Source organism: Myceligenerans halotolerans, assembly GCF_054782975.1.
In genome coordinates, this window is the sequence record NZ_BAAGRL010000002.1 from 91,169 (window position 1) to 114,866 (window position 23,698).

The 23,698-nt window shown below is 72.2% G+C and carries 22 protein-coding genes; 13 read left to right on the forward strand and 9 right to left on the reverse strand.

The window, feature by feature from the left end:
- Positions 1 to 22 precede the first annotated feature (22 nt).
- Positions 23 to 796: a 4-hydroxy-tetrahydrodipicolinate reductase gene (dapB, locus tag ACYVK5_RS00460; protein WP_460701317.1), complete on the forward strand. Its 774-nt coding sequence runs from the start codon at positions 23 to 25 to the stop codon at positions 794 to 796.
- Positions 793 to 1,299: a hypothetical protein gene (locus tag ACYVK5_RS00465; RefSeq protein WP_460701318.1), complete on the forward strand. Its 507-nt coding sequence runs from the start codon at positions 793 to 795 to the stop codon at positions 1,297 to 1,299. The genes dapB and ACYVK5_RS00465 overlap by 4 nt, the downstream gene beginning before the upstream one ends.
- Here ACYVK5_RS00465 and ACYVK5_RS00470 read toward each other — a convergent pair.
- A complete protein-coding gene (locus tag ACYVK5_RS00470; RefSeq protein WP_460701319.1) occupies positions 1,266 to 1,736 on the reverse strand; it encodes a hypothetical protein in 471 nt (156 codons plus the stop codon). The two genes, ACYVK5_RS00465 and ACYVK5_RS00470, sit on opposite strands and share 34 nt — an antisense overlap.
- Before the next feature lie 99 nt (positions 1,737 to 1,835).
- On the reverse strand, positions 1,836 to 2,345 hold the full coding sequence (locus ACYVK5_RS00475) for a GNAT family N-acetyltransferase (protein WP_460701320.1): 510 nt from the start codon (positions 2,343 to 2,345) through the stop codon (positions 1,836 to 1,838).
- A gap of 78 nt (positions 2,346 to 2,423) precedes the next feature.
- On the opposite strand from ACYVK5_RS00475, the gene rraA reads away from it, so the two are divergent.
- From rraA to ACYVK5_RS00490, 3 genes are all read left to right on the forward strand, one after another.
- Positions 2,424 to 2,888: a ribonuclease E activity regulator RraA gene (gene rraA, locus ACYVK5_RS00480; RefSeq protein ID WP_460701321.1), complete on the forward strand. Its 465-nt coding sequence runs from the start codon at positions 2,424 to 2,426 to the stop codon at positions 2,886 to 2,888.
- Between the two features lie 108 nt (positions 2,889 to 2,996).
- A complete protein-coding gene (gene dapA / locus ACYVK5_RS00485) occupies positions 2,997 to 3,986 on the forward strand; it encodes a 4-hydroxy-tetrahydrodipicolinate synthase (RefSeq protein ID WP_460701322.1) in 990 nt (329 codons plus the stop codon).
- Positions 3,987 to 4,024: 38 nt separating this feature from the next.
- Positions 4,025 to 5,710 carry a ribonuclease J gene (locus ACYVK5_RS00490; RefSeq protein ID WP_460701323.1) on the forward strand — a complete coding sequence of 562 codons (1,686 nt, stop codon included), beginning with the start codon at positions 4,025 to 4,027 and terminating at the stop codon, positions 5,708 to 5,710.
- Positions 5,711 to 5,809: 99 nt separating this feature from the next.
- Here ACYVK5_RS00490 and ACYVK5_RS00495 read toward each other — a convergent pair whose 3' ends face one another.
- Complete coding sequence (locus ACYVK5_RS00495; RefSeq protein WP_460701324.1) at positions 5,810 to 6,436, reverse strand: TetR/AcrR family transcriptional regulator; 627 nt, start codon at positions 6,434 to 6,436, stop codon at positions 5,810 to 5,812.
- 124 nt (positions 6,437 to 6,560) lie between these two features.
- Here ACYVK5_RS00495 and ACYVK5_RS00500 point away from each other — a divergent pair, with 124 nt between their 5' ends.
- From ACYVK5_RS00500 to ACYVK5_RS00520, 5 genes are all read left to right on the forward strand, one after another.
- Entirely contained in the window at positions 6,561 to 6,974 is a 414-nt protein-coding gene (locus tag ACYVK5_RS00500) for a hypothetical protein (RefSeq protein WP_460701325.1), read from the forward strand.
- A 273-nt stretch (positions 6,975 to 7,247) separates the two neighbouring features.
- Positions 7,248 to 9,878, forward strand: a complete 2,631-nt coding sequence (locus tag ACYVK5_RS00505; protein WP_460701378.1) for an FtsK/SpoIIIE family DNA translocase — start codon at positions 7,248 to 7,250, stop codon at positions 9,876 to 9,878.
- Between the two features lie 105 nt (positions 9,879 to 9,983).
- Positions 9,984 to 10,577 carry a CDP-diacylglycerol--glycerol-3-phosphate 3-phosphatidyltransferase gene (gene pgsA, locus ACYVK5_RS00510; RefSeq protein WP_460701326.1) on the forward strand — a complete coding sequence of 198 codons (594 nt, stop codon included), beginning with the start codon at positions 9,984 to 9,986 and terminating at the stop codon, positions 10,575 to 10,577.
- Complete coding sequence (locus tag ACYVK5_RS00515; RefSeq protein WP_460701327.1) at positions 10,574 to 11,074, forward strand: CinA family protein; 501 nt, start codon at positions 10,574 to 10,576, stop codon at positions 11,072 to 11,074. Before pgsA ends, ACYVK5_RS00515 begins: the two co-directional genes overlap by 4 nt.
- A gap of 274 nt (positions 11,075 to 11,348) precedes the next feature.
- A complete protein-coding gene (locus tag ACYVK5_RS00520; RefSeq protein ID WP_460701328.1) occupies positions 11,349 to 11,705 on the forward strand; it encodes a helix-turn-helix domain-containing protein in 357 nt (118 codons plus the stop codon).
- Positions 11,706 to 11,780: 75 nt separating this feature from the next.
- Here ACYVK5_RS00520 and ACYVK5_RS00525 read toward each other — a convergent pair whose 3' ends face one another.
- The gene (locus tag ACYVK5_RS00525) at positions 11,781 to 12,584 is read right to left on the reverse strand and encodes a DNA-formamidopyrimidine glycosylase family protein (protein WP_460701329.1); all 804 of its coding nucleotides are present in this window, start codon (positions 12,582 to 12,584) and stop codon (positions 11,781 to 11,783) included.
- Entirely contained in the window at positions 12,571 to 17,652 is a 5,082-nt protein-coding gene (locus tag ACYVK5_RS00530; RefSeq protein ID WP_460701330.1) for an Lhr family helicase, read from the reverse strand. The genes ACYVK5_RS00525 and ACYVK5_RS00530 overlap by 14 nt, the downstream gene beginning before the upstream one ends.
- A gap of 143 nt (positions 17,653 to 17,795) precedes the next feature.
- Between ACYVK5_RS00530 and ACYVK5_RS00535 the strand changes: the two genes are divergently transcribed.
- From ACYVK5_RS00535 to ACYVK5_RS00545, 3 genes are all read left to right on the forward strand, one after another.
- On the forward strand, positions 17,796 to 18,029 hold the full coding sequence (locus ACYVK5_RS00535) for a DUF3046 domain-containing protein (protein WP_460701331.1): 234 nt from the start codon (positions 17,796 to 17,798) through the stop codon (positions 18,027 to 18,029).
- A gap of 227 nt (positions 18,030 to 18,256) precedes the next feature.
- The gene (recA, locus tag ACYVK5_RS00540) at positions 18,257 to 19,525 is read left to right on the forward strand and encodes a recombinase RecA (RefSeq protein ID WP_460701332.1); all 1,269 of its coding nucleotides are present in this window, start codon (positions 18,257 to 18,259) and stop codon (positions 19,523 to 19,525) included.
- Positions 19,526 to 19,560: 35 nt separating this feature from the next.
- The gene (locus ACYVK5_RS00545) at positions 19,561 to 20,130 is read left to right on the forward strand and encodes a regulatory protein RecX (RefSeq protein ID WP_460701333.1); all 570 of its coding nucleotides are present in this window, start codon (positions 19,561 to 19,563) and stop codon (positions 20,128 to 20,130) included.
- 162 nt (positions 20,131 to 20,292) lie between these two features.
- On the opposite strand, the gene ACYVK5_RS00550 is transcribed toward ACYVK5_RS00545, so the two are convergent.
- The 4 genes from ACYVK5_RS00550 to ACYVK5_RS00565 form a co-directional block, all read right to left on the reverse strand.
- Complete coding sequence (locus ACYVK5_RS00550) at positions 20,293 to 21,210, reverse strand: amino acid ABC transporter permease (RefSeq protein WP_460701334.1); 918 nt, start codon at positions 21,208 to 21,210, stop codon at positions 20,293 to 20,295.
- Positions 21,207 to 21,896, reverse strand: a complete 690-nt coding sequence (locus ACYVK5_RS00555) for an amino acid ABC transporter permease (RefSeq protein WP_460701335.1) — start codon at positions 21,894 to 21,896, stop codon at positions 21,207 to 21,209. The genes ACYVK5_RS00550 and ACYVK5_RS00555 overlap by 4 nt, the downstream gene beginning before the upstream one ends.
- A gap of 101 nt (positions 21,897 to 21,997) precedes the next feature.
- Entirely contained in the window at positions 21,998 to 22,852 is an 855-nt protein-coding gene (locus tag ACYVK5_RS00560; RefSeq protein ID WP_460701336.1) for a glutamate ABC transporter substrate-binding protein, read from the reverse strand.
- Between the two features lie 56 nt (positions 22,853 to 22,908).
- A complete protein-coding gene (locus ACYVK5_RS00565) occupies positions 22,909 to 23,694 on the reverse strand; it encodes an amino acid ABC transporter ATP-binding protein (RefSeq protein WP_460701337.1) in 786 nt (261 codons plus the stop codon).
- Between the last annotated feature and the right edge of the window lie 4 nt (positions 23,695 to 23,698).

Genomic DNA, 23,698 nt, shown 5'->3' on the forward strand with positions numbered 1-23,698 from the left:
CGGCCGTTGAGGAGAAAGGTTGATGAGATTGGCTGACATCAAGGTGGCCGTGCTCGGGGCGGCCGGGCGGATGGGGACGCAGACCTGCGCCGCCGTCGAGGCGGCCGACGGGATGACGCTCGTCGCACGGCTGGACAAGGACGACCCGATCACGGGCGAGTCGCTGTCCGGGGCGGACGTCGTCGTCGACTTCACGGTGCCCACGGCCGCCGAGGCGAACGTGCACGCCGTGCTCGACGCCGGCGCGCACGCCGTCGTCGGTACGACGGGCTGGGACGACGCGTCGCGCGGACGCGTCACCGAGCACCTCGACCGCCTCAACGCGGCCCGGTCCGACGGCGGCCTGGGCGTGCTCATCGCGCCGAACTTCGGCCTGTCGGCCGTGCTGGCGATGACGTTCGCGGCGAGGGCCGCCCGGTACTTCGAGTCGGCCGAGGTCATCGAGCTGCACCACCCGGACAAGGTGGACGCGCCGTCGGGCACGGCCCGGCACACGGCCGCCGCGATCTCCGCGGCCCGCGCGGACGCCGGCCTGCCCGCCTCCCCGGACGCGACCGAGACCGGATGGGAGGCCCGCGGGGCCGACGTCGACGGCGTCCGCGTGCACGCCGTGCGGCTGCGCGGCCTCGTGGCCCACGAGGAGATCCTCCTGGGGAACCCCGGCGAGCAGCTCGTCATCCGGCAGGACTCGTTCGACCGCTCGTCGTTCATGCCGGGCGTGCTCGTGGCCGTGCGGGCCGTGGTGGACCGCCCGGGACTGACCGTGGGCCTCGAACACGTGCTGGACCTGGCATGAGTGACGCGGACCGGCCCGCGCCCGGGGGGCGGCGCCGGCGCCTGCCGCGGGGACTGCTCGGGGCGCTCGCCGTCACGGCGCTGCTCGCCCTGTACGTGTGGGCGGTGGCCGGGCGCGGGCTGGCGATGATCGGCACCGGCGAGCCCCTCCTGATCGGCATCGGCGTGGCGGTCCTCGTGCTGCCGCTGCTGGTGCTGGCGTTCATCGTGCGGGAGTTCTGGCTGGCCGCGCGTGTGCAGGCCATGGCCGACGCGCTGGCCGCGGCCGGGGACCTGCCCGTCGACGACCTGCCGCGCTCCGCCGGCGGCCGGATCGACCGCGCGGCGGCGGACGAGGCCTTCGCGGACCGGCGTGCGGCGGCGGAGGCGCGGCCGGACGACTGGCGCGTCTGGTACCACCTGGCCTTCGCCTACGACGCGGCCGGCGACCGCCGTCGCGCGCGGGCGACCCTGCGCAGAGCCGTCGGTATCTACGGCTCGCCGCCCAGGGACGTCCAGCAGTAGAGGCCGCGGCCGTCGGCGACTGCGCGGGTCGCGAGTTCCGCGAGCAGCAGCACGGCCGACGTCAGCCGGTGCGCGGGGACCGGCGGCTCGGACTCGCGCACCCAGTCCTTGACCGCGCGGGCGAGCCGGGCGGGGGACACGGAGGCGAGATCCTTCGCGAGGTCGTCCGTGACCGTCACGATCCACGGGCCCTCGTCACCGCTGCTGCCGACGAGCGAGCCGTGGCGGGGGTGGGCGGTGACCTCGCCGTAGGGCCGGCCCGACAACGCCTGCGCCAGCCCCGCGAGCATGATGAACGGATCCACCGACGGCAGCGTGACGGAGTCGAACCGCGGCGGGCTCCCGCCCTCGGGAGCGGAGGGCCCGCCGGGGATGCGCAGCGCCTCGACCGCGACCTCGTCGGTCGCCGCCGCGAAGTATTCCGTCACGATCCCCATGCCCGTGATGGTGGCAACGCCATGTCACGGGGGTGTCACGTGCCGGTGAACCTTCGGGTTCGCGGTGCGCGCCACGGCGGTGCCGCCGGGCCGTGCCCGTCAGATCGCGGCGCTCCACCGGCGTTCGACGACGTCCCGGGGGCCGGTCGCGAGGGTTCGCTCGACACCGTCGGGGCCGAGCCCGCAGTCGGCGAGGAACTGCTCGCGCGCGGTGTCGCCGTCGAGCACCCACGTGGTGACCTCCTGCGCGCCGTCGGTCCGCAGCCGGTCGATGGCGGCCGCGAGCAGGCGCGAGCCGTGCCCGGCCCGGCGACGGTCGGGCTCCACCTCCAGCGACATGAGCTGTCCCGGGGTGACGGCGGCGAATCCGACGAGGTGGGGGCCGTCGAGCGCGACCAGTACCGCGAAGCCCGGTCCGGGCGCCGTCTCGATCGCGGCCTTCCATCGTTCCCGCATCAGCTCGGTGTCGAGGCGTTCCATCACACCCTCGCCGAGGGTGGCGTCGTGGGTGGCACGCCACGCCCCGAGCTGGATCGCAGTCACGGCCGCCTCGTCTCCCGGCACGGCGGGCCGGACGGAGACGTCGGCGAGATCGCGGAACAGCGTCATGCGGGGAACCCTATGTCACATCCCGCTTGCGAGCCTGAGTATCGTGATCGCCGACAGAATTGTGAGACGGAGGATCAGATGGTGGCCACGGCAGACCTGTACGACGAACGGGGCGAGGAACTCGCCTCGCTCCCGCTCCAGCTGCGCGACCTCGGTGGTGTCGCCGAGTTCTCCGGACCGGTGCGCACGATCCGGTGCTTCGAGGACAACGCCCTCGTCAAGGCGGTGTGCGCGACCCCCGGCGAGGGCGCGGTCCTCGTGGTCGACGGCGGCGGCTCGCTGCGGTCCGCGCTGATGGGGGACCTCATCGCGGCGTCGGCGGTGGAGAACGGCTGGGCCGGGGCGATCGTGCACGGCGCGATCCGGGACTCCGTCGCGATCGCGGGCCTGGGGCTCGGGCTGAAGGCGCTGGGCACGAACCCGCGCAAGTCCGCGAAGGCGGGCGCGGGCGTCATCGACGAGCCCGTGGAGATCGGCGGGGTCGTCTTCCGGCCGGGCGCGACGGTGTGGGCGGATCCGGACGGGGTGCTCGTGGAACGCTGACGACGCGGTGCGGGCGGGCACGGGGACGGGGCCCGCGGGGTGGGCCCGGGGAGGGCGCCGACGGCGGCGAAGGCGCAGACACGGGGGTCCGGACGGTACGGTATCCTCATGGTTCTTCCCAGCACGACGGAGCGCCCGTTCGGCGCCCTCCTTACCGCAATGGTCACTCCGATGACGCCGGACGGCGCGATCGACCTCAAGGCCTCGGTGAAGCTGGCGAAGAAACTGGTCGACGACGGCAGCGACGGCCTGGTCCTGTCGGGCACCACCGGCGAGGCTCCGGTGACGCATGCCCCCGAGAAGGCGGAGCTCGTGGCGGCCGTGGCCGAGGCCGTCGGGGACCGCGCCGCCGTCCTGTCGGGTGCGGGCTCGAACGACACCGCCCACGCGATCCGGATGGCCGAGCAGGCCGCCGAGGCCGGCGCGGACGGCCTGCTGGTCGTGTCCCCCTACTATTCACGGCCCACGCAGGAGGGCCTGCTCCGGCATTTCACCGCCGTGGCCGACGCGACCGAGCTGCCCGTGATGCTCTATGACATCCCGGGGCGCGCCGGCGTGCGGATCGCGCCGGAGACCTTCGTGCGGATCGCGGAGCACCCGCAGATCATCGCCAACAAGGACGCGACCGGCGACGTCTGGTCCGCGGCACAGCTGATCGAGGCGACCGGCCTCGCCTGGTACTCGGGCGACGACGGGCTGCTCCTGCCGTTCCTCAGCGTGGGCGGGGCGGGCCTCGTGTCCGTGTCGGCACATGTCGTGAGCGCCCAGTACGCCGATGTGGTCCGCCGGTGGGACGCCGGGGACCACGCCGGGGCGCTGGCCGCGTTCCGCCGGGTGATGCCCGTGGTCGGCGCCCTCAACGGTGCCGGCGCCCAGGCGGTGATGGCCAAGGCCGCGCTGCAGGCACAAGGCGTGCTGGAGCACCGCACGCTGCGGCTGCCGAACGTCGCCGCGAGCGACCACGAGGTGGCGACGCTCCGCGCGGTCCTGACCGCCGTGGGGCTGCTCCCGCAGAGCACGACACCGATGTCGCCGCCGGAGCTGCCGGAAGAGGCGACGGCCATCGTGGGACATCCCGCGATCGCCACCCCCGGATAAAGACTTGAGACATTGTCAGAACGAGGCCTGGAGGCCCTTTGAGTCACCCACATCCTGAACTACCCCTGCCCCCCGAGCTGCCGAAGGGCGGGCTCCGTATCGTCGCCCTCGGCGGTCTCGGAGAGGTGGGCCGGAACATGGCCGTCCTCGAGTACGACGGGCGCCTGCTCGTCATCGACTGCGGCGTCCTCTTCCCCGAGGACAACCAGCCCGGCGTGGACCTGATCCTGCCGGACTTCGAGTACATCGCCGACCGTCTCGACGACATCGAGGCGATCGTGCTGACCCACGGGCACGAGGACCACATCGGTGCCGTGCCCTATCTGCTGCGGCTGCGCCGTGACATCCCGCTCGTCGGTTCGAAGCTGACGCTCGGGTTCATCGAGGCGAAGCTCAAGGAGCACCGCATCAAGCCGGTCACCCGGCTGGTCGCCGAGGGCGACACGGTGAAGCTCGGCGTCTTCGAGTGCGAGTTCGTCGCGACGAACCACTCGATCCCCGACTCGCTGGCCGTCGCCGTGACCACCGGAGCGGGGACCGTCCTGCACACCGGCGACTTCAAGATGGACCAGCTCCCGATGGACGGGCGCGTCACCGACCTGCGCGCCTTCGCGCGGCTGGGGGAGAAGGGCGTCGACCTGTTCATGGTCGACTCCACGAACGCCGAGGTGCCGGGCTTCGTCACGCCCGAGGTCGAGATCGGCCCGGTGCTCGACGGCGTGTTCGCGCAGGCGGACAAGCGGATCATCGTGGCGTCGTTCGCCTCGCACGTGCACCGCGTGCAGCAGGTGCTGAACGCCGCGCACACGCACGGGCGGAAGGTCGCCTTCGTGGGCCGCTCGATGGTGCGCAACATGGGCATCGCCTCGGAGCTCGGCTACCTCGACGTGCCGCCCGGCGTCCTCATCGACGTGAAGAAGGCGGACAGCCTGCCGGACGACAAGATCGTCTACATGTCGACCGGATCGCAGGGCGAGCCGATGGCGGCGCTGAGCCGCATGGCGAACGGCGACCACCGCGTCCAGGTGAACAGCGGCGACACGGTCATCCTCGCCTCGTCCCTGATCCCGGGCAACGAGAACGCGGTGTTCCGCGTCATCAACGGCCTCACCCGGCTCGGAGCGCGCGTGGTCCACTCGGCGAACGCCAAGGTCCACGTGTCGGGGCACGCGAGCGCCGGCGAGCTCATGTACTGCTACAACATCATCAGGCCGCGCAACGTCATGCCCGTGCACGGCGAGGTGCGGCACCTCGTGGCGAACGGGTCCATCGCGGTCAAGACCGGTGTCCCCGCCGACCGCGTGGTGCTGGCGGAGGACGGCGTCGTCGTCGACCTCGTGGACGGCAGGGCGTCCGTCGTGGGGGCCGTGCCGTGCGGGTACGTCTTCGTGGACGGTTCGTCGGTGGGCGAGATCGGTGACGCCGAGCTCAAGGACCGCCGCACCCTGGCCGAGGAGGGCTTCGTCTCCGTCTACGCCGCGATCGACACCGCGACCGGGAAGGTGCTCGCCGGGCCGCAGATCCTGGCGCGGGGCATGGCGGAGGACCTCGCCGTGTTCGACAGCGTCCTGCCCGAGATCACCAACGCGCTGGAGACGGCGGTCGCGGGCGGCGCGACCGACACGCACCAGCTCCAGCAGATCGTGCGCCGCACGGTGGGCCGCTTCGTGGCCACCAAGCTGCGCCGCAAGCCGATGATCGTCCCGGTGGTCGTGGAGGCGTAGTCGCGGGACTCGTGGCGGGCGGTCGGTCCGATGGACCGACCGCCCGTTTGCTGTTCCGGGCCGACGGGTTCCGTCGTTCGTGGTGGTCGCCGTGTGCGGTCAGTCCGTCATCAGCAGCGGGCCCAGGGCGCCCAGGGCCTCGGCGTAGTGGCGTTCGCGGGTCTCGGCGTCGTCGTCGAGCCGGCCGGCGAGCTCCAGGGAGACGAGACCGTGGACCAGGCCCCACAGGCCGAGGGCCACGGTCTCGACGCGTTCGGCGGGCGCGTGGGTGATGGCGCGCGCGACGGCGTCGCGCAGGACGCCGAACGTGTCACGCCTCGTGGAGGGAGTGCCTCCGAGGCCGGGGCCGACGGGCGGCACGGAGCCTGTCGCGTCGTCGCGTACCGGCTCGGCGACCTGGTCGAACATGACCCGGTAGAAGTGCGGGTCCGCCAGCGCGGAGGCGCGGTAGGCCATGCCGAGGGCGCGCAGGTCCTCGCGCGGGGAGTCGGTGCGCGGCACGGCCGCGAGATGCTCGGCGAAGCGGCGGAAACCCTCGTCGGTCACGGCGGCGAGGAGCTTCTCGCGCGACCCGAACAGCGCGTAGACGGCGGACGGGCTGGTGCCCGCCTCGGCGGCGACCGAGCGCACCGTGACTCCCGCCTCGCCCCGCTCGGACGTCGTCCGGGAGGCGACCTCGAGCAGGCGGAGGCGCAGAGTGTCGTCGTGCGTGCGGGGCCGAGCCATGTCCAGAGTGTAGAAGCCTTGACTCGCGTTTGCGAACGGTGTTTTATAACAGTGTTACAGAAGCGGGCCGATGGACGACGCCGGCCCGCGGGAGCAGATGTCCCACACGTGAGGGGAAGTACCCATGCTCGAACTGTCCGACGGCGCGCGTATCACCGCCGCGATCGTCCTGCTGACCGTGGTCGGCATCGAATCCGGTGGATTATTCCTGCTCAAGGTCCGTACCGGGCGCGTACCGGCCACCGATTTCCAGAAGTCGTTCTTCCGTGCGGGGCATGCCCATGCGGGCGTGCTGGTGACCCTCGGCCTCCTGTGCGTCGTCCTCGCCGAGGCGGCGACGGCGCTCACCGGCTTCTGGCACTGGCTCGGCGCCACGGGCGTGCTCGTGGCGGCGATCCTTCTGCCGGGCGGGTTCTTCTTCAGCGCCATGGGGGCGGGCCGTACCGAGCCGAACGGCTTCAAGGTCCTGTTTCCCGCCGGCGCGGCGTTCCTGGGCGCGGGAGTGGCCACGCTGGCGGTGGGGATGTTCCTCTCCTGACCGGGCCGGGCACCGCCCGAGCGCCGCAGGAACCGGACACACCGGGTCAGGTGCGTGGGTGTGTCGGTCTGTCTCGTTACCGTGGGCAGCATCATGGCGACCCGAACCACCGCGGGCGGCAGCCGGAGCGGTAAGTCCCGGAAGTCCACCCCGCGCAAGCGCGCTCCCCAGCCCCGTCAGGCCAAGGGCGCGAGCGCGGTGCGCGGGAAGCCCGCCAAGGCCGGGGTGGCGCAGTCCTGGCCGGTCCGCGCGGCGCGCGGCACCTGGATGGGGATGGCGCACGCCGTCGGCGGCGCCACGCGGGCGGTCGGGCCGCGAGACCAGGGCAGGGAACCCGGTGACGGAGAGGACGACGTGAGCAAGGCGAGCGGGACCAGCGCGGCGAAGGGGGCCGCTTCGAAGGGGGCGGTGCCGAAGGCCGGCGCGGCCCCCGAACCGGACCACCGGGCGGACGGCGTCGGCTTCTTCCTGCTCGCGCTCGCCGTCGTCGTCGCCGCCCGGGAGTGGTGGGGGATCGACGGCGCGTTCGGCGACGGCGTGCACGCGGTCGTGGCGGGCACCTTCGGCCTCGCGGGCGTCGCGCTGCCGGTCCTCCTGCTCTGGATCGCGGTACGGATCATGCGGCATCCCGAGCGGGCGCGGGCGAACGGCCGGGTCACGATCGGGCTGAGCTTCATCGTCGCGTCGGTGTGCGCCCTGGTGCACATCAGCGCGGGACTGCCTTCGCCGGCCGACGGTTTCGGGCCGGTCCAGGACGCCGGCGGCGTGGTCGGCTACCTCTTCGCCACCCCCGTCGTCACCGGCCTGACCCAGTGGTTCGCCGTGCCGCTCTACGCGCTCGCCACGTTCTTCGGCCTGCTGATCGTCACGGCCACTCCCGTCCATCGCATCCCGGCCCGGCTTCTGGGGGTCTACGACCGGCTCACGGGCAACCACCGGCCCGAGGACGCCGACGGCGCCGAACCCGGCGACGGCACGTCGTCGCGCACCGGATCGCCCGCCGGCAGGCGTCGCAAGCGCAAGGGGGTCAAGGGGTACGTCGGCGACGAGGCCTTCGAGAAGGCGGCCTACCTCGAGCCGGCCGACGGCGCGGAAGCGCCCGGGGCCCCCACGCGTCCGGACAAGCTCACCACCCAGCGGATCCCGACGGGCGAGGCCAAGGGCGGCAAGGGCGCCCCGGCGATCGGCCCCGGGCTCCTCGACGAGAGGTCCCCGGGGCCCGGGAAGAAGGCATCGCCGAAACCTCCCGCCACGCCGGACCCGATGCCGCGGGGCGAGCAGCCCATGTTCGACGGCGACATGGTCTACCTCCTTCCCGACGAGTCGCTGCTCGTGGAGGGGCCGCCGCACAAGACCAGGTCCGCGGCGAACGACCGGGTGGTCGAGTCGCTCACCGGGGTATTCGAGCAGTTCGGCGTGGACGCCCAGGTCACCGGCTTCACCCGCGGGCCGACCGTCACCCGGTACGAGGTGGAGGTGGGACAGAAGACCAAGGTCGAGCGGATCACATCCCTCGCGAACAACATCGCGTACGCCGTGGCCAGCGCGGACGTGCGGATCCTGGCGCCGATCCCGGGGAAGTCGGCGATCGGCATCGAGATCCCGAACGCCGACCGCGAGACCGTCGTGCTGGGCGACGTGCTGCGGTCCTCGGCCGCCCGCCGCGTCGAGCACCCGATGGTGATGGGCGTCGGGAAGGACGTCGAGGGCGGCTACGTCGTGGCGAACCTCGCGAAGATGCCGCACATCCTCGTGGCCGGTGCCACGGGCGCGGGCAAGTCGAGCTTCATCAACTCGATGATCACCTCGGTGCTCATGCGCGCCACGCCGGAGCAGGTCCGGCTCGTGCTCGTCGACCCGAAGCGCGTGGAACTGACCATGTACGAGGGCATCCCGCACCTCATCACGCCCATCATCACCAGTCCCAAGAAGGCCGCCGAGGCCCTGGAGTGGGTGGTGCGGGAGATGGACTCCCGCTACGACGACCTGGCCGAGTTCGGGTACAAGCACGTCGACGACTTCAACGCCGCCGTGCGGGTCGGGAAGGTCAAGCCGCTGCCCGGCTCGGAGCGCAAGATCGCGCCGTACCCGTACCTGCTGGTCGTGGTGGACGAGCTCGCGGACCTCATGATGGTCGCGCCGCGGGACGTCGAGGCGTCGATCCAGCGGATCACGCAGCTGGCCCGCGCGGCCGGCATCCACCTGGTGCTGGCCACGCAGCGCCCGTCGGTCGACGTCGTCACCGGTCTGATCAAGGCGAACGTCCCGTCCCGGCTCGCCTTCGCGACGTCGTCGCTGGCCGACTCCCGCGTCGTGCTCGACCAGCCCGGCGCCGAGAAGCTCATCGGGCAGGGCGACGCGCTCTTCCTCCCGATGGGCGCCGCCAAGCCGATGCGCGTGCAGGGTGCCTGGGTCACCGAGTCCGAGGTGGAGGCGGTCACCGAGCACGTCAAGGCGCAGCTCAAACCGGTGTACCGGGAGGACGTCGCGGTGCCGGCCGCCGCGAAGAAGCAGATCGACGAGGACATCGGCGACGACCTCGACCTGCTGCTTCAGGCGGCCGAGCTCGTGGTGACCACCCAGTTCGGCTCGACGTCGATGCTGCAGCGCAAGCTGCGCGTCGGGTTCGCCAAGGCGGGCCGCCTCATGGACCTGCTGGAGTCGAGGGAGATCGTGGGGCCGTCCGAGGGTTCCAAGGCGCGCGACGTGCTCGTCGCCGCGGACGACCTGCCCGCGGCGCTGGCGCTCATCCGGGGGGAGTCGACGCGGCTCTACGACCAGGACGAGCCCGACGGCTCCGCCGTCGACGAGGGCGACAGCGGCGGGCCGGACGGCGCCGGGCCCGACGGTGAGGCCGGCTACGCGTCCGGTGCGGTGATGGTCGACGGCAACGACCTACGCTGACCGCGGGCCGGCCGGACGTGCCGGCCGGCGGACGCGCCGGACGAGGCCGCGATGTCGGGAGGCGGCGATTCGGGAAGCACCCTGCCCGGCCGATAGGGTGGAGCAATGGTCAATGACGCGCCGTCGCCCTGGAACGTGGCGAACTACGTCACGATGGTCCGCATCGCGATGGTCCCGTTCTTCGCATGGGCACTCCTGGCCGAGGGCGGGGAGTCCGTCACGTGGCGCGTGGTGGCCACGGTCATCTTCGTCGTCGCCGCCCTCTCCGACAAGGTGGACGGCTATCTGGCCCGCTCCCGCGGCCTGGTCACGGACCTCGGCAAGCTCCTCGACCCGATCGCGGACAAGCTTCTCGTCGGGGCTGCCCTGGTCCTGTTGTGGTGGCCGCTGGATGAGCTGCCCTGGTGGGTGCCCGTGGTGATCCTGGTGCGTGAGCTCGGCATCACGCTGATGCGCATGGCACTCCTGAAGTACGAGGTGATGCCCGCCTCCCGCGGCGGCAAGCTCAAGACGGTGCTGCAGGCGGTGGCGATCACCGCGTTCCTGCTCCCGCACGCCGGCCTGCCGTGGCTGACGGTGGTCGCCTGGGTCGTCATGGCGGCCGCGGTGGTGGTCACCGTGGTGACCGGCCTCGACTACGCCTACCAGGGGTGGAAGATCCGGCGGTCGGCCAGGCGGGCCTCCTCGGCCCAGGCATGACCGGCCAGGCCGCCCGGCGGGCCCCCGAACTCGCCCGCGACCTGATCGGGGAGCTCGTCGGTCGCGGCTGGACGCTCGGCGTCGCCGAGTCGCTCACCGGCGGCGGCGTGACCTCCGCCCTGGTGTCCGTGCCGGGCGCGTCCGCCGTGCTGCGCGGCGGGATCGTGGCCTACGCGACGGACCTCAAGGCGCGGCTGCTCGGGGTCGACGACGGACTGCTGGCGACGCGCGGTGCGATTGACCCGGACGTGGCGTCGCAGATGGCCGCCGGCGTACGGAAGGTGACCGGGGCCGACGTCGGGCTCGCGACGACCGGCGTGGCGGGACCTGACCCGCAGGACGGCCACGCACCCGGCCTTGTCTACGTCGCGGTCTGTGCGCCCGGCTCCGACCAGGTCCGACGGATCGACCTCCCCGGATCCCGGCCCGGCGTCATCGCCGGAGCGACGTCGGGGGCGCTGGAACTGGCCCTCGGGGTCATCTCGGATTTGTCGTGAACCGTTGCCCAAGGGTGAAAGTTCTTGGTCAATTCTTGCAAAACACTTGACGGGAGTGGCCTTCGGGAACAAGAGTCGGACCAGTGGCGTTGGACCGGGCGTGATCGCGAACAAGCCGACGGGCCGGACCCGACGCCATGGCTCACCGACGACGGGGTACCGTAGGACGAACCCCGGAGGAGGCGGGCACACGCGAAAGGCACGTGCGATCGTCTCCCGCGCCACGGGGGCGGACGCATCCGGGAACGAGACAGGCACGGGAAGGGGGCGCGAGATGGTCGTAATGCGGCAAGAGATCGGTGACGTGCTGAGAGATGTGCGTCAGCTTCAGGGGCGCACCCTACGAGAGGTGTCCTCGGCGGCACGAGTGTCCCTCGGCTACCTCAGCGAGGTCGAACGTGGTCAGAAGGAGGCGTCGTCCGAGCTTCTGGCCTCGATCTGCGTCGCGCTGGACGTCCCGCTGTCACGCGTCCTGCGCGAGGTGAGCGACCGTGTCGCGGTCGCGGAAGGAATCCTCCCCCAGATCCCCGACACCATCCCTGCGGACTTCATGCAGGGCATGCTGGCTCGATGCGACCGCTCCGCGACGAAGCGGGACGTCGCACGCGAGGACCTGGCGCCGGTCGGCTGACCGGACCGGTCGTCTGCGGATTTCACGACGGGCGCACCACCTGCGGGTGGGGCGCCCGTCCTCATGCCCTGCCGATCACGTCTCGGCCTGGCACGTCGGGCACCAGAAGACGGGCCGTTCGAACGGTGCCTGGTTGGCCGTCCCGACGGCGATCGGCGTCCGGCAGCGGCGGCAGGACCGTCCCAGGCGGCCGTGCACGGCGGTCTCGACGGCCCCCAGCCCGTTCGTGCGCGCGGTCCGGATGCTGCGCCACATGAGCTCGCGGGCGGTCAGGAGGAGGACAGCGGCGCCGTCGTCGTCGAGGCCGCGCACCGGGGCCCACGGGTGCAGGCGCCGGGCGAAGAGCGACTCCGCCATCCAGATCGTCCCGAGCCCGGCGACGGTGCGCTGATCGAGCAGGGCGTCGCACAGCGGGCGGTCGGGGTCGCGGGTGAGCCGGGTGACGCCGTCGGGCAGCCGCGAGCCGGGGGCGCCGGGTGCGAAGTCGTCGGCGAGGACGTCCGGGCCGAGCCCGGCCAGGACGCGCGGCTCGTCGCGGGTGGCGAGCAGGTCGAGCATCCCGAGCTGCCAGCCGGTGCACGTCCAGTGCCGCGTCGCCAGCACGGCGCGGATCAGCGGGCTGCGGGCCGCCGCGCCCCGGGAGCCGGTGCGATCGACACGCCACCGCCCCTCCATGCGCAGATGCGTGTGCAGGGTGCGGCCGTCGTCGAACCGGGTCAGGAGGTGCTTGCCGTAGGCGGCGGTGCCGAGCACGGTGGCACCGACCAGGTTCGCGGCGGCCGCGCTCGGCCAGCGCAGCTCGGCCCGGGTCAGGACGTGACCCGCCAGGGCGGCGTCCAGGCGCTCGGCGGTCAGGCGCAGGACGTCACCCTCGGGCATGCGCCACCCGCAACCCGCGTGGCGTGAGCGCGAAACCGGCAGCGGTCAGTGCCGCGGCGACCGGGTTCCCGGACACCGAGGTCTGTACCGCGCTCAGGCCGTCGAGCCGCTGCACCACGAGCCTGCCCAGCGTGCCCGACGCGGCCGCCCGGGCCAGTTCCGCGGCCGCCGCGGCGAGCCGGGCCGGATCCCGGTCGAACGAGAGCATGCTGCGCCCGCCGCGCTCGACGTACAGCACCAGGCTCCCCTCCACCAGCACCACGAGCGACCCCGCCTTGCGGCCCGGTCGATGCGCGCCGCGGGTGTCCTCCGCGGAGGCCGGCGTGGCCGGCCACGCCAGCGCCGCGCCGTACGGGTTCGCCGGATCGGTCGCGGCGAGCACGACGGCGGCCGGGGCCCTGGCGCTCTCGATGCGGCGGGCCCGATCCTGGGCGTCCTGCCGCAGCCGGTCCACCGCGCCGGGGAGCGCGAACTGCGATCCGCCGAGATGCTCCACGAAGTACCCGCGGCGCACGCCGCCGCGCTGCTCCATCTCGGACAGCACCCGGTACACGTCCCGGTAGCCGCCCGTCACGCCCTCGGCGGCCGCGGCCGGCCGGGTCAGGACTCCGTGACGATCCAGCAGGACCTGAGCCATCGCATGGGCCCGCAGCGTCGGGTCCTTCTCCCGCAGCGGGAGTGCCGCCCAGCGGCCACCACCGCCGGGCGGGGTCCGCGCGGCGGCGAGCGCCGAGGCGGGACGGCCGGGAGACATCCCGCGGGCGGGCAACGCGAACCGCGAGCGGCGGACGGGGCGCGCGCGGTTCGGTCCCCGCGGCGCCCGGTGGGTGCCTCCGGCGCCGCCGAGATGCTCGCGGAGCGCGCCCAGCCCGTCGTTCGTCACCAGACCGGCCCACACGAGGTCCCAGAGCGACTCCAGGACGGCGGCGGGTTCGGCGTCGGCGAGCTCGGCGATCCGCGGGAGGAAGTAGCCGCCCGACCCGGTCAGGAGGTCGAGCACCACACGGTGCAGGCTGGTGTCCAGCGGCCCGTCCGGCTCGATGGCCGCGGCCGTCGGGAGAGTGAGCGGTGCGCCGTCGGCCAGGTGCAGGGAGACGAGACCGTCCCCGCCGCCCGATCCGGGCAGCCGGCCGTGGCCGCACCACAGCACCTCCCCGGCGGCGGTGAGCTCGTCGAGCAGGGCGGGCCGGTAGTCCGGCACGCGCGCGGGCAGCACGAGCGTCTCCAGGGCCGACGCCGGGACCGCCGCGCCCGCGAGCTGCTCGACCACCTGCAGCAGCCCGTCGGCACCCCGGAGGTCGGCGGAGCCGACACCCTGCCAGGCCGGCAGGAACACGCCGAGCGATGCCGGCTCCACGGGTTCGACCTCCGCCCGCAGCGCGGCCAGCGACCGGCGGCGCAGCACGCGCAGGACTCCCGGATCGCACCACTCGTCGCCGGTGCCGCCGAGCGTGTCGGGCAGGAGCCGGCCGCGGACCACGTGCCCGGCCGCCTCGAGGCGGGTCAGGGTCTCGGCGGCGACGGCCGGACCGACGCCGAGCCGGGCGGCGACGTCGTGCGTGGTGAAGGGCCCGTGGGTGCGGGCGTGGCGGCGCACCAGGTCACCGAGCGGGTCGGCGACCGGTTCGGTGAACGTCTCCGGGATGCCCGTGGGCAGCGCGACGCCGAGCGCGTCGCGCAGGCGGCCCGAGTCCTCGATGACCGCCCAGTGCTCGGTGCCCGATCCGGAGGTCCCGCCGGCGAGACGCACACGCACGGCACGGCGCGCACTTTCGAGGCCCGCCAGCCACTCCGGCAGGTCGCGACGACGGTCCGTGATCGTGCGTTCCTCGAGAGCGGCGACGGGATGCGGCCCGGTGCGCCTCAGGAGATCCCACAGCTCCTCGGCGTCCCTGGCCTGCCGGTCCGGGGCGAGGCCCTGCAGCTCGGCCTCCGTCTGCTGGATCGCATCGGGGTCGAGCAGGTCGGCGAGATCGGCGGACCGCTCGCCCAGCAGTTCGCTCAGGAGATCCGGGTCGAGCGACAGCGCGGCCGCACGGCGCTCGGCGAGCGGGGCGTCGCCGTCGTAGAGGAACTGGGCGGTGTATCCGACCAGGAGCGCCTGCGCGAACGGCGACGGCGACTCGGTCGTCGTCTCCACGACGCGGATCCGCCCGGCGGCCGTATCGCGCATCAGGTCCACGAGGGCGGCCACGTCGAAGTCGTCCTGCAGGCACTCGCGCGCCGCCTCCAGCACGATCGGGAACTCCGGGAACTCCGACGCGACCTGCAACAGCTGGGCCGACCGCTGACGCTGCTGCCACAGCGGCTGCCGCTTGCCCGGGCGGCGGCGGGGGAGGAGCAGGGCCCGGGCCGCTGCCTCCCGGAACCGGGCCGCGAACATCACGGACGACCCGAGCTCGTCGCGCACGGCGCCGAACACCTCGTCCGGTTCGATGAGGAGGTCCTCGAGGGCGACGCCCCCGTCGCCCGGGTGCCGGGAGGAGAGGCCCGGGACCGACCCGTCACGGCCGGGTCCGGCACCGGCCCACGGCGCGTCGTCCGCCGCGCCGCGAGCGACATCCGCTCCGGGCTCGCCGTCCCACGACTCCCAGGAACCGCTGCCGTCCGGCAGGCGGAGCACGATGCCGTCGTCGGAGTGCATCGCCGCCACGTCGACGCCGAACCGGGCGCGCAGCCGCGCCGCGACCACGAGCGACCACGGCGCGTGCACGCGCGCACCGAACGGGGAGTGGATCACCACCCGCCAGTCGCCGAGCTCGTCACGGAAGCGCTCGACGACGACCGTCCGGTCGTCGGGCACGCGGCCCGTGGCCTCGCGCTGCTGGACGAGGTAGGTGGCCAGGTTGTCCGCGGCCCACGGATCGAGGCCGGCATCCTGCAGACGGCCGCGGCCACCGGCGGGATCGGCGGCCAGCGCGGCATCGGCCTGCCGCACGAACGCGCCGACCGCGCGACCGAGCTCGGCGGGACGCCCGGGGGTGTCACCCTTCCAGAACGGGAGACGGCCCGGCAGCCCCGGAGCGGGGGAGACGAGGACGCGGTCCGGCGTGATGTCCTCGATGCGCCAGGTGCTCGACCCGAGCGTGAACGTGTCACCGACCCGCGACTCGTACACCATCTCCTCGTCGAGCTCACCCACGCGCTTTCCGCCGCGCGCCGTCCCGTCGGAGGCGCCACCGGCGTCGTCGGTGACGAGGAAGACGCCGTACTGGCCCCGGTCCGGGATCGTTCCCCCGCTGGTCGCCGCCAGGAGCAGTGCCCCGCGCCGGCCCCGCAGCAGGCCCGTGGCGCGGTCCCAGACGATGCGGGCGCGCAACTCGGCGAAGTCCTCGCTCGGGTACCGTCCCGCCAGCATGTCCAGCACGGCACGCCACGTGGCGTCACCCAGGCCGGCGTACGGCGCGGCACGACGCACGACGGCGAGCAGCTCCTCGGCATACCAGTCGTCCACGGCGAGCATGGCCACCACCTGCTGCGCCAGGACGTCGAGCGGATTGGCCGGCACATGGAGATGCTCGATCTCGCCCTGACGCATGCGCTGCGCGATCACCGTCGACGGCACCAGATCGCCGCGGAACATCGGGAAGATCACGCCCTTCGACACGGCACCCACCTGATGCCCCGCACGGCCGATGCGCTGCAGCCCGCTCGCCACCGACGGCGGCGACCCCACCTGCACCACCAGGTCGACCGCACCCATGTCGATACCGAGCTCCAGGGAACTCGTGGCGACCACCGCCGGCAGCAGACCCCCCTTCAGCTCCGACTCCGTCTGCGTGCGCTCGTTCCGGCTCATCGAACCGTGGTGAGCCCGCGCGATCACCGAGACCTCCTCCGGCGTCCCGGGCGTGGCCTCGGGCATCCCCCGCCCGGGCGCGCCCCCGTCCGGTTCGGCCGGCCCGTGCGCATCGCCGGCGCGCGCCGCGCGACCGGCCACCCCCGCCGCCGTCCCCGACTGGCCCGGCACGGCGGCAGCCCAGGTCCCCGACGGATCGGCGAGACCGGCGCCCTGGCGCTGCACCCACACCTCGTTCATCCGGGCGGTCAGCCGCTCGGCACCCCGCCGCGAATTCGTGAACACCAGCGTCGACGTGTGACCCGCGACAAGATCCACGACACGCTCCTCGACATGCGGCCACACCGAGGCGCGACGCAGGGGCCGCGTGGCCGCCCCCGTCAGATCAACATCGCCCGGACCCGGCGAGAGCGCGCCCGCGGCGTTCCCGCCGACCGCGTCACCATCGATCGCGGCCGCACCGACGGTATCCGCACCGACCACATCCAGACCCGGCGTACCGACCGCGTCCAGATCCGTCAGATCCGGCACCGGGACGACGACGTCGATGTCCCACTTCTTGACCACCGACGGCTGCACCACGGACACCGCCCGGGCACCGCCGTCGTCCCGTCCACCTGCCAGGAACCGCGCGACCGCGTCCACCGGCCGGACCGTCGCCGACAGCCCGATCCGCTGGGCGGGCCGCTCCAGCAGCTCGTCCAGGCGCTCCAGGCTGAGGGCGAGATGGGCACCGCGCTTGGTCCCTGCCACCGCATGGATCTCGTCCAGGATCACCGTCTCCACGCCCGCGAGACCCGCCCGGGCCTGCGACGTGAGCACCAGGAACAACGACTCCGGCGTCGTGATGAGGACATCCGGCGGACGCGTCGCGAACGCCCGGCGCTCCGCCTGCGGCGTGTCGCCCGTCCGCACACCGACCGCGACGTCGTGCACCTCGAGGCGCTCGCGGACGGCGGCCTGCCGGATGCCGGCGAGCGGCGAGCGCAGGTTGCGCTCGACGTCGGCGGCAAGCGCCTTGAGCGGCGAGACGTACAGGACGCGGCAGCGGCGGGCCGGGTCCTCGGGCGGGTCCGACGTCATGAGACGGTCGATCGCCCAGAGGAACGCGGCGAGCGTCTTGCCCGATCCGGTCGGCGCGACGACGAGCGCATGCTCACCGCGCGCGACGGCGTCCCACGCGCCGGACTGCGCGGTGGTCGGCTGCTCGAAGGCGCCGGTGAACCACGCCCGGGTGGCGGGCCCGAACGCGGGAAGTGGATCGGTCATGCGGCCATTGTGGTCCGGGACACTGACATCGACGAGGGATGCGGCGCCGGGGGCGGGCCGGGGCGCCGGCCATCGACGGGGCGCGGGCGCGAGCGGGCACCGGCGGTCCGCGCGGAACAGGCCTGAGACCGTAGGCTGAGCCGGTGCGGCACAGTGATTTCCAGCGGTTGGTGGACGAGGTCTTCGGCTCGGCGTACGGGCGTGTCCTGGTGCGGGAGCAGGTGCTGCCGAAGCTGGGGAACCAGACGGCCCAGGACGCGCTCACGGCGGGGTTCGAGCCGCGCGACGTCTGGCACGCGCTGTGCGACGCGCTCGACGTGCCCGAGCCCGAGCGCTGGGGAGCCGACGACCACCGGCAGGCCCCGCCCCAGCGATAGGCGATCGCGATCTCCTTCTCGTGCCGGTGTGTCGGCATTGCATCGAACAGGCGTTCGTCTAGACTCTGACCACAGGCACGGATTTCGGAACCTTGTCGACAGGCAGGGGCCGGAGAAGGCGTTCGTGTCAGTGGGTCCGCGTACCGTCGCTTCTGACGTCCCGGGTACAGCCCGGAGGACCCATCCGGATCGGCGCACAGGGCGCCCCGAGATCAGAAGGTGGACACATGCCAGCACCGGCAGACCGCGAGAAGGCCCTTGAGGCAGCTCTCGCCCAGATCGACCGCAGCTTCGGCAAGGGCTCGGTCATGCGCCTCGGGGACGAGACCCGCGCCCCCGTCGAGGTCGTTCCCACCGGATCCATCGCGCTGGACGTGGCGCTCGGGATCGGTGGCCTGCCCCGCGGCCGCGTCGTCGAGGTGTACGGACCCGAGTCGTCGGGTAAGACGACGATCGCGCTCCACGCCGTCGCCAACGCGCAGCGGGCCGGCGGGATCGCCGCCTTCGTCGACGCCGAGCACGCCCTGGACCCCGACTACGCGAAGAAGCTCGGCGTCGACACGGACGCGCTCCTCGTCTCGCAGCCGGACACGGGCGAGCAGGCGCTGGAGATCGCGGACATGCTGATCCGTTCCGGCGCCCTGGACATCATCGTCATCGACTCCGTCGCGGCGCTGACCCCGAAGGCCGAGATCGAGGGCGAGATGGGCGACAGCCACGTCGGCCTCCAGGCCCGCCTCATGTCCCAGGCGCTCCGCAAGATCACGGGCGCCCTCAGCTCGTCCGGTACGACGGCGATCTTCATCAACCAGCTGCGCGAGAAGATCGGTGTCTTCTTCGGCTCGCCCGAGACGACCACCGGTGGTAAAGCGCTGAAGTTCTACGCCTCGGTCCGCCTGGACATCCGCCGGATCGAGACCCTGAAGGAGGGCACGGAACCGGTCGGCAACCGCACCCGCGTGAAGGTCGTCAAGAACAAGATGGCCCCGCCCTTCAAGCAGGCCGAGTTCGACATCCTCTACGGCGTCGGCATCTCCCGCGAGGGCAGCCTCATCGACATGGGCGTGGACCACGGGTTCGTGCGCAAGTCCGGCTCGTGGTTCACGTACGAGGGCGACCAGCTGGGCCAGGGCAAGGAGAACGCGCGGTCGTTCCTCCGCGACAACCCGGACCTCGCGGCCGAGCTGGAGAAGCGCATCAAGGAGAGTCTCGGTATCGGTCCGCGGATCGATGCGCCCGCCGAAGGCACCGCCGGTAGTGGCGACGCAAAGGACAAGGGTGGTGCGAGCGCCTCGGGGACGGTTGCCGCGGCCTCTTCCTCGGGCCGCGCGGCAGCCACGGCCAAGACGGGTGCGAAGACGACGGCCAAGTCCGCGTCCAGGACCGCGACGGCGACCAAGGCGACGCGGAGCCGTAGCACCAAGGCCAAGGAGGCGGACGGCCCCGAGACAGCCGATTCCGCTGCCGAGACCGCCGCCGCGAAGGCGCCGTTCTGACGGTGCAGTACCGTGGTCAGGCGCCCGGTTCCGGCGTGGGGAAGCGTCGGAGCCGGGCACCGCGGAAGTCCGTCGCGGAGCGTCTCGACGACGGTGAGATCACGCCCGAGGAAGCCTTCGACGCGGCGCGTGAGGCGCTGCTCCGGATCCTGACGGCCTCGCAGAAGTCGCGTCACGAGCTGGAGCAGGCGCTTGCCCGCAAGGGATACCCGGAGTCGGTGGTGATCCCGCTCCTGGACCGCTTCGACGAGGTCGGCCTCGTCGACGACGCCTCGTACGCCGGCACGATCGTCCGCACCCGGCTCGGCGAGCGGGGCCTCGCCCGCCGGGCCATCTCGGCGGAGCTGCGGCGCCGGGGCATCGACGAGGAGACCGCCACCGAGGCGCTCGACCAGATCGACCCCGACGACGAGCGCGCCGCCGGTACACGCCTCGCCGAGAAACTGGTCGCGAAGACCCGCGGCAAGGAGCGCGACGTGCGCGTGCGTCGCGCCGTGGGCTCACTGGCCCGCAAGGGTTACGCGCCCGGCCTCGCGTTCGAGCTGGTCCGGGACGCCCTCGCGGCGGACGGCGAGGAGACCGACGACCTCCCGTACGCGGACTGAGTCACGCTGGCGACGCGAGCACGGCTGGTGACGCACGGTCGGCAGATGTGTGAGTGATCGGCAGCTCGTCTGCCGATCACTCACACCAGGACCTACGACGGCCCGGTCTCGTGCCTTGCCGCACACTTCGCGGCCAGGTGACTCGCACGTCGCGGGCCGGCCTCAGGTAGACCCGCCGCCCCCGTCGTCCTCGCCGCCACCTGCTCCGCCACCCATCGAAGCGGCACCCGTGGCGGCCGCTCCCAATGCGGCGGCCGGCGCCATCGTGGGCCGCCCGCGACTCGACAGCCGTCGCGAGAGCCGGTTGGCCAGCACCGTCAGCAGCCAGTTGAGGATGATGAACAGGGTCGCCGCGACGAGGAGAGCCTGAAGGGGGTTGTTGTTGGCCGACGCAAACCTCTGGACGGAACGCAGCAGTTCCGGGTAGGCGATGATCTGTCCCAGCGCCGAGTCCTTGAGGACAACCACCAGCTGCGACAGCAGCGCCGGCAGCATTGCGACGAGGGCCTGTGGCAACTGGACGGAACGCAAAGTCTGTCCTGGCGTCAGGCCGATGGAGAGTCCTGCCTCGCCCTGACCACGTGGCAGGTTCAGCACGCCGGATCGTACGAGTTCCGCGATGACCGAGCCGTTGTAGAGGATCAACGCCACCACGACCGCGAGGAAGGGGCGGTCATCGACCTGCGGCATGAGGCGTGCGAAGAACAGATTGAGGAAGATCATCAGCAGCAGGACCGGCATCGCGCGGAAGAACTCCACGACGGCCCCGGAGGCTCCTCGTACCAAGCGGTTCCGCGCGAGGCGTCCCATGCCGAAGATGACTCCGAACACGACAGCTCCCACGGTCGCGAACAGGGCGGACCGGAGTGTGTTCTGCAGGCCCGGCCAGACGTAATAGATCCAGAAGTCGCCGGTGAACACGGGACCCCAGAGCGTCCACGACCACTGGTCCTTGAGCTGCAGCAGGTAGACGACCCAGCCGAGCACGGCAACCACGGCGATCGCGCCGAGGATGTTGAGCAGGACCATCAGCGCACGCGCGCGCGGCCCCGGAGCATCGAAGAGGACGGAGGTACTCATCGCCGCACCGCCAAACGCCGGGAAAGCCAGGTGGTCAGCAGACCGACCGGGATGACGAGGATGAGCCATCCGATGGCGAACAAGCCGAAGATCTCCATCAGGTAGTTGGGGTTGAACTCGATCGCGACCTTCATCGTCGAGGCCGTCTCCGTGCTCACACTGGCCGCGGCTGCCACGGTCGAGTTCTTCATGAGGGCGATGAGAGTGCTGCCGAGCGGTGTGATCGCACCACGGAACGCCTGCGGCAGGATCACGAGCCGCGCGGAGTCCATGAACGGCAGCCCGATCGCCCGGGCTGCCTCCGCCTGCCCGATCGGCACGGTGTTCACACCCGAGCGGATCGCCTCACACACGAATGCGGCGTGGTAGACGGCCAGGCCCAGCACCGCGAACCGGAAGTAGCTGTCGCTGAGGTTGCTCGACAGCTGCAGCGCGAGCTGGAACACGAGCGCCAGGATCATGAACGTCATGATGATCGTCAGCGGCGTGTTCCGGAGGATGTTGACGTAGGCCGTGCCCACGACCCGCAGGCTGGCGATCGGGGAGATCCGCATGACGGCCAGCACCGTGCCGAGCACGAGTGCGATCAGGCCCGCCCAGAAGGTCAGCTGGATGTTGACCCAGAACGCACCGAGGACGTCGTACTGCACGAACACCGTCCAGAGGCCGGACAGATAGTCAGCCACACCTTGCCTTTCGGTCGTGATGATCGTCGTCGGACGGCGGTCCGGGTGGCCTCGCAGGGCCACCCGGACCGCCGTCCGACAAACCGGAAACTACTGGACGATCAGGCGCAGGTGGCCGGCTCCGGCGGGTTCAGTGCCGCGTTCGCCGTGTACCCGGTGCCGTCGGTGTGCGTGGCGACGAGCTCCTCCCAGGTGCCGTCCTCGATCATCTCGGTGATCGCGGCGTTGATGTCCTCGCACAGCTCGGTGCTGCCCTGCGGCAGGCCGACGCCGTAGTTCTCCTCGGAGAACGGGTTGCCGACCACCTTGAACGTGGTCGGGTCCTCCTGCGCGGCGGCGAGGCCGGCGAGGATGATGTCGTCGGTGGTGGCGGCATCGACGGCGCCGGAGGCCAGGGCGGACACGCACTCGGAGTAGCCGGGACGCTCCACGAGCTCGACGCCCTCGGCGTACTCCTCCTTGATCCGCTCGGCCGACGTGGATCCGGTGACCGAGCAGAGGTTCTTGCCCTCGAGGTCCTCCGGGCCGGTGATCGAGTCGTCGTCGGCGGCGACCAGGAGGTCCTGACCGGCCACGAAGTACGGACCCGCGAACTCCACGACCTCCTTGCGCGTGTCCGTGATCGAGTAGGTCGCGAAGATCATGTCCACGTCGCCGTTCTGGAGCATCGTCTCGCGGTTCGCGGAGACGGCCTCCTTGAACTCGAGCTGGTCCTCGCTGTAGCCGAGCTTCTCGGCGACATACTTCGCGACGTCGACGTCGAACCCGACGTAGTCGGCGCCCTGCTGGAGGCCGAGGCCGGGCTGGTCGTACTTGATGCCGATGGCGAGCGTCTCGCCGCCGTCGCCGTCGCCGTCGCCGCCGTCGCCGGTATCGCCGGGCTCAGCCGTGCCGCAGGCGGCCAGGGCGAGGGCGGATGCGGCGGTCAGTGCCACCGCGGTCAGGTGCTTGCGCATGGGTTCCCTTTCGATGATGCGGACTGTCAACTGTGTCGGGAGGTGGTGAGGCTCGGTCAGTGCGTCAGGATCTTCGAGAGGAAGTCCCGCGCCCGGTCGGTCTGCGGGTTCGTGAAGAACTCGTCGGGCTCGGCCTCCTCCACGATCTGACCGTCCGCCATGAAGACCACCCGGTCGGCGGCCTTGCGGGCGAAGCCCATCTCGTGGGTCACGACGACCATCGTCATGCCCTCGCGGGCGAGGGAGACCATGACGTCGAGGACCTCGTTGACCATCTCGGGGTCGAGGGCCGACGTCGGCTCGTCGAACAGCATGACCTTCGGCTGCATGGCGAGCGCGCGGGCGATCGCCACACGCTGCTGCTGTCCGCCGGAGAGCTGAGCCGGCATCTTGTGGGCCTGCGAGTCCACGCCGACCCGCTCCAGCAGCGCCATCGCCTCGGAGTCGGCCTGCGCCTTGGGGGTCCCGCGGACCTTGCGCGGCCCGAGGGTGACGTTCTCGAGCACGCTCTTGTGCGCGAAGAGGTTGAAGGACTGGAACACCATGCCGACATCGGCTCGCAGGTGCGCCAGGGCCTTGCCCTCCTCGGGCAGCGGTATGCCGTCGACGGTGATCTCGCCGTCGTCGATGGTCTCCAGCCGGTTGATCGCGCGGCACAGCGTCGACTTGCCCGAGCCGGACGGGCCGATCACGACGACGACCTCACCGTGGTGCACGGTGAGCTCGATGTTCTGCAGCACGTGCAGCGCGCCGAAGTGCTTGTTCACGGTGCTCAGCACGACGAGGGGTACGCCGGGCTCGCGGGGCGACGTGGGCGCGTCGTCAGTGGTCGCGGTGTCCATCCTA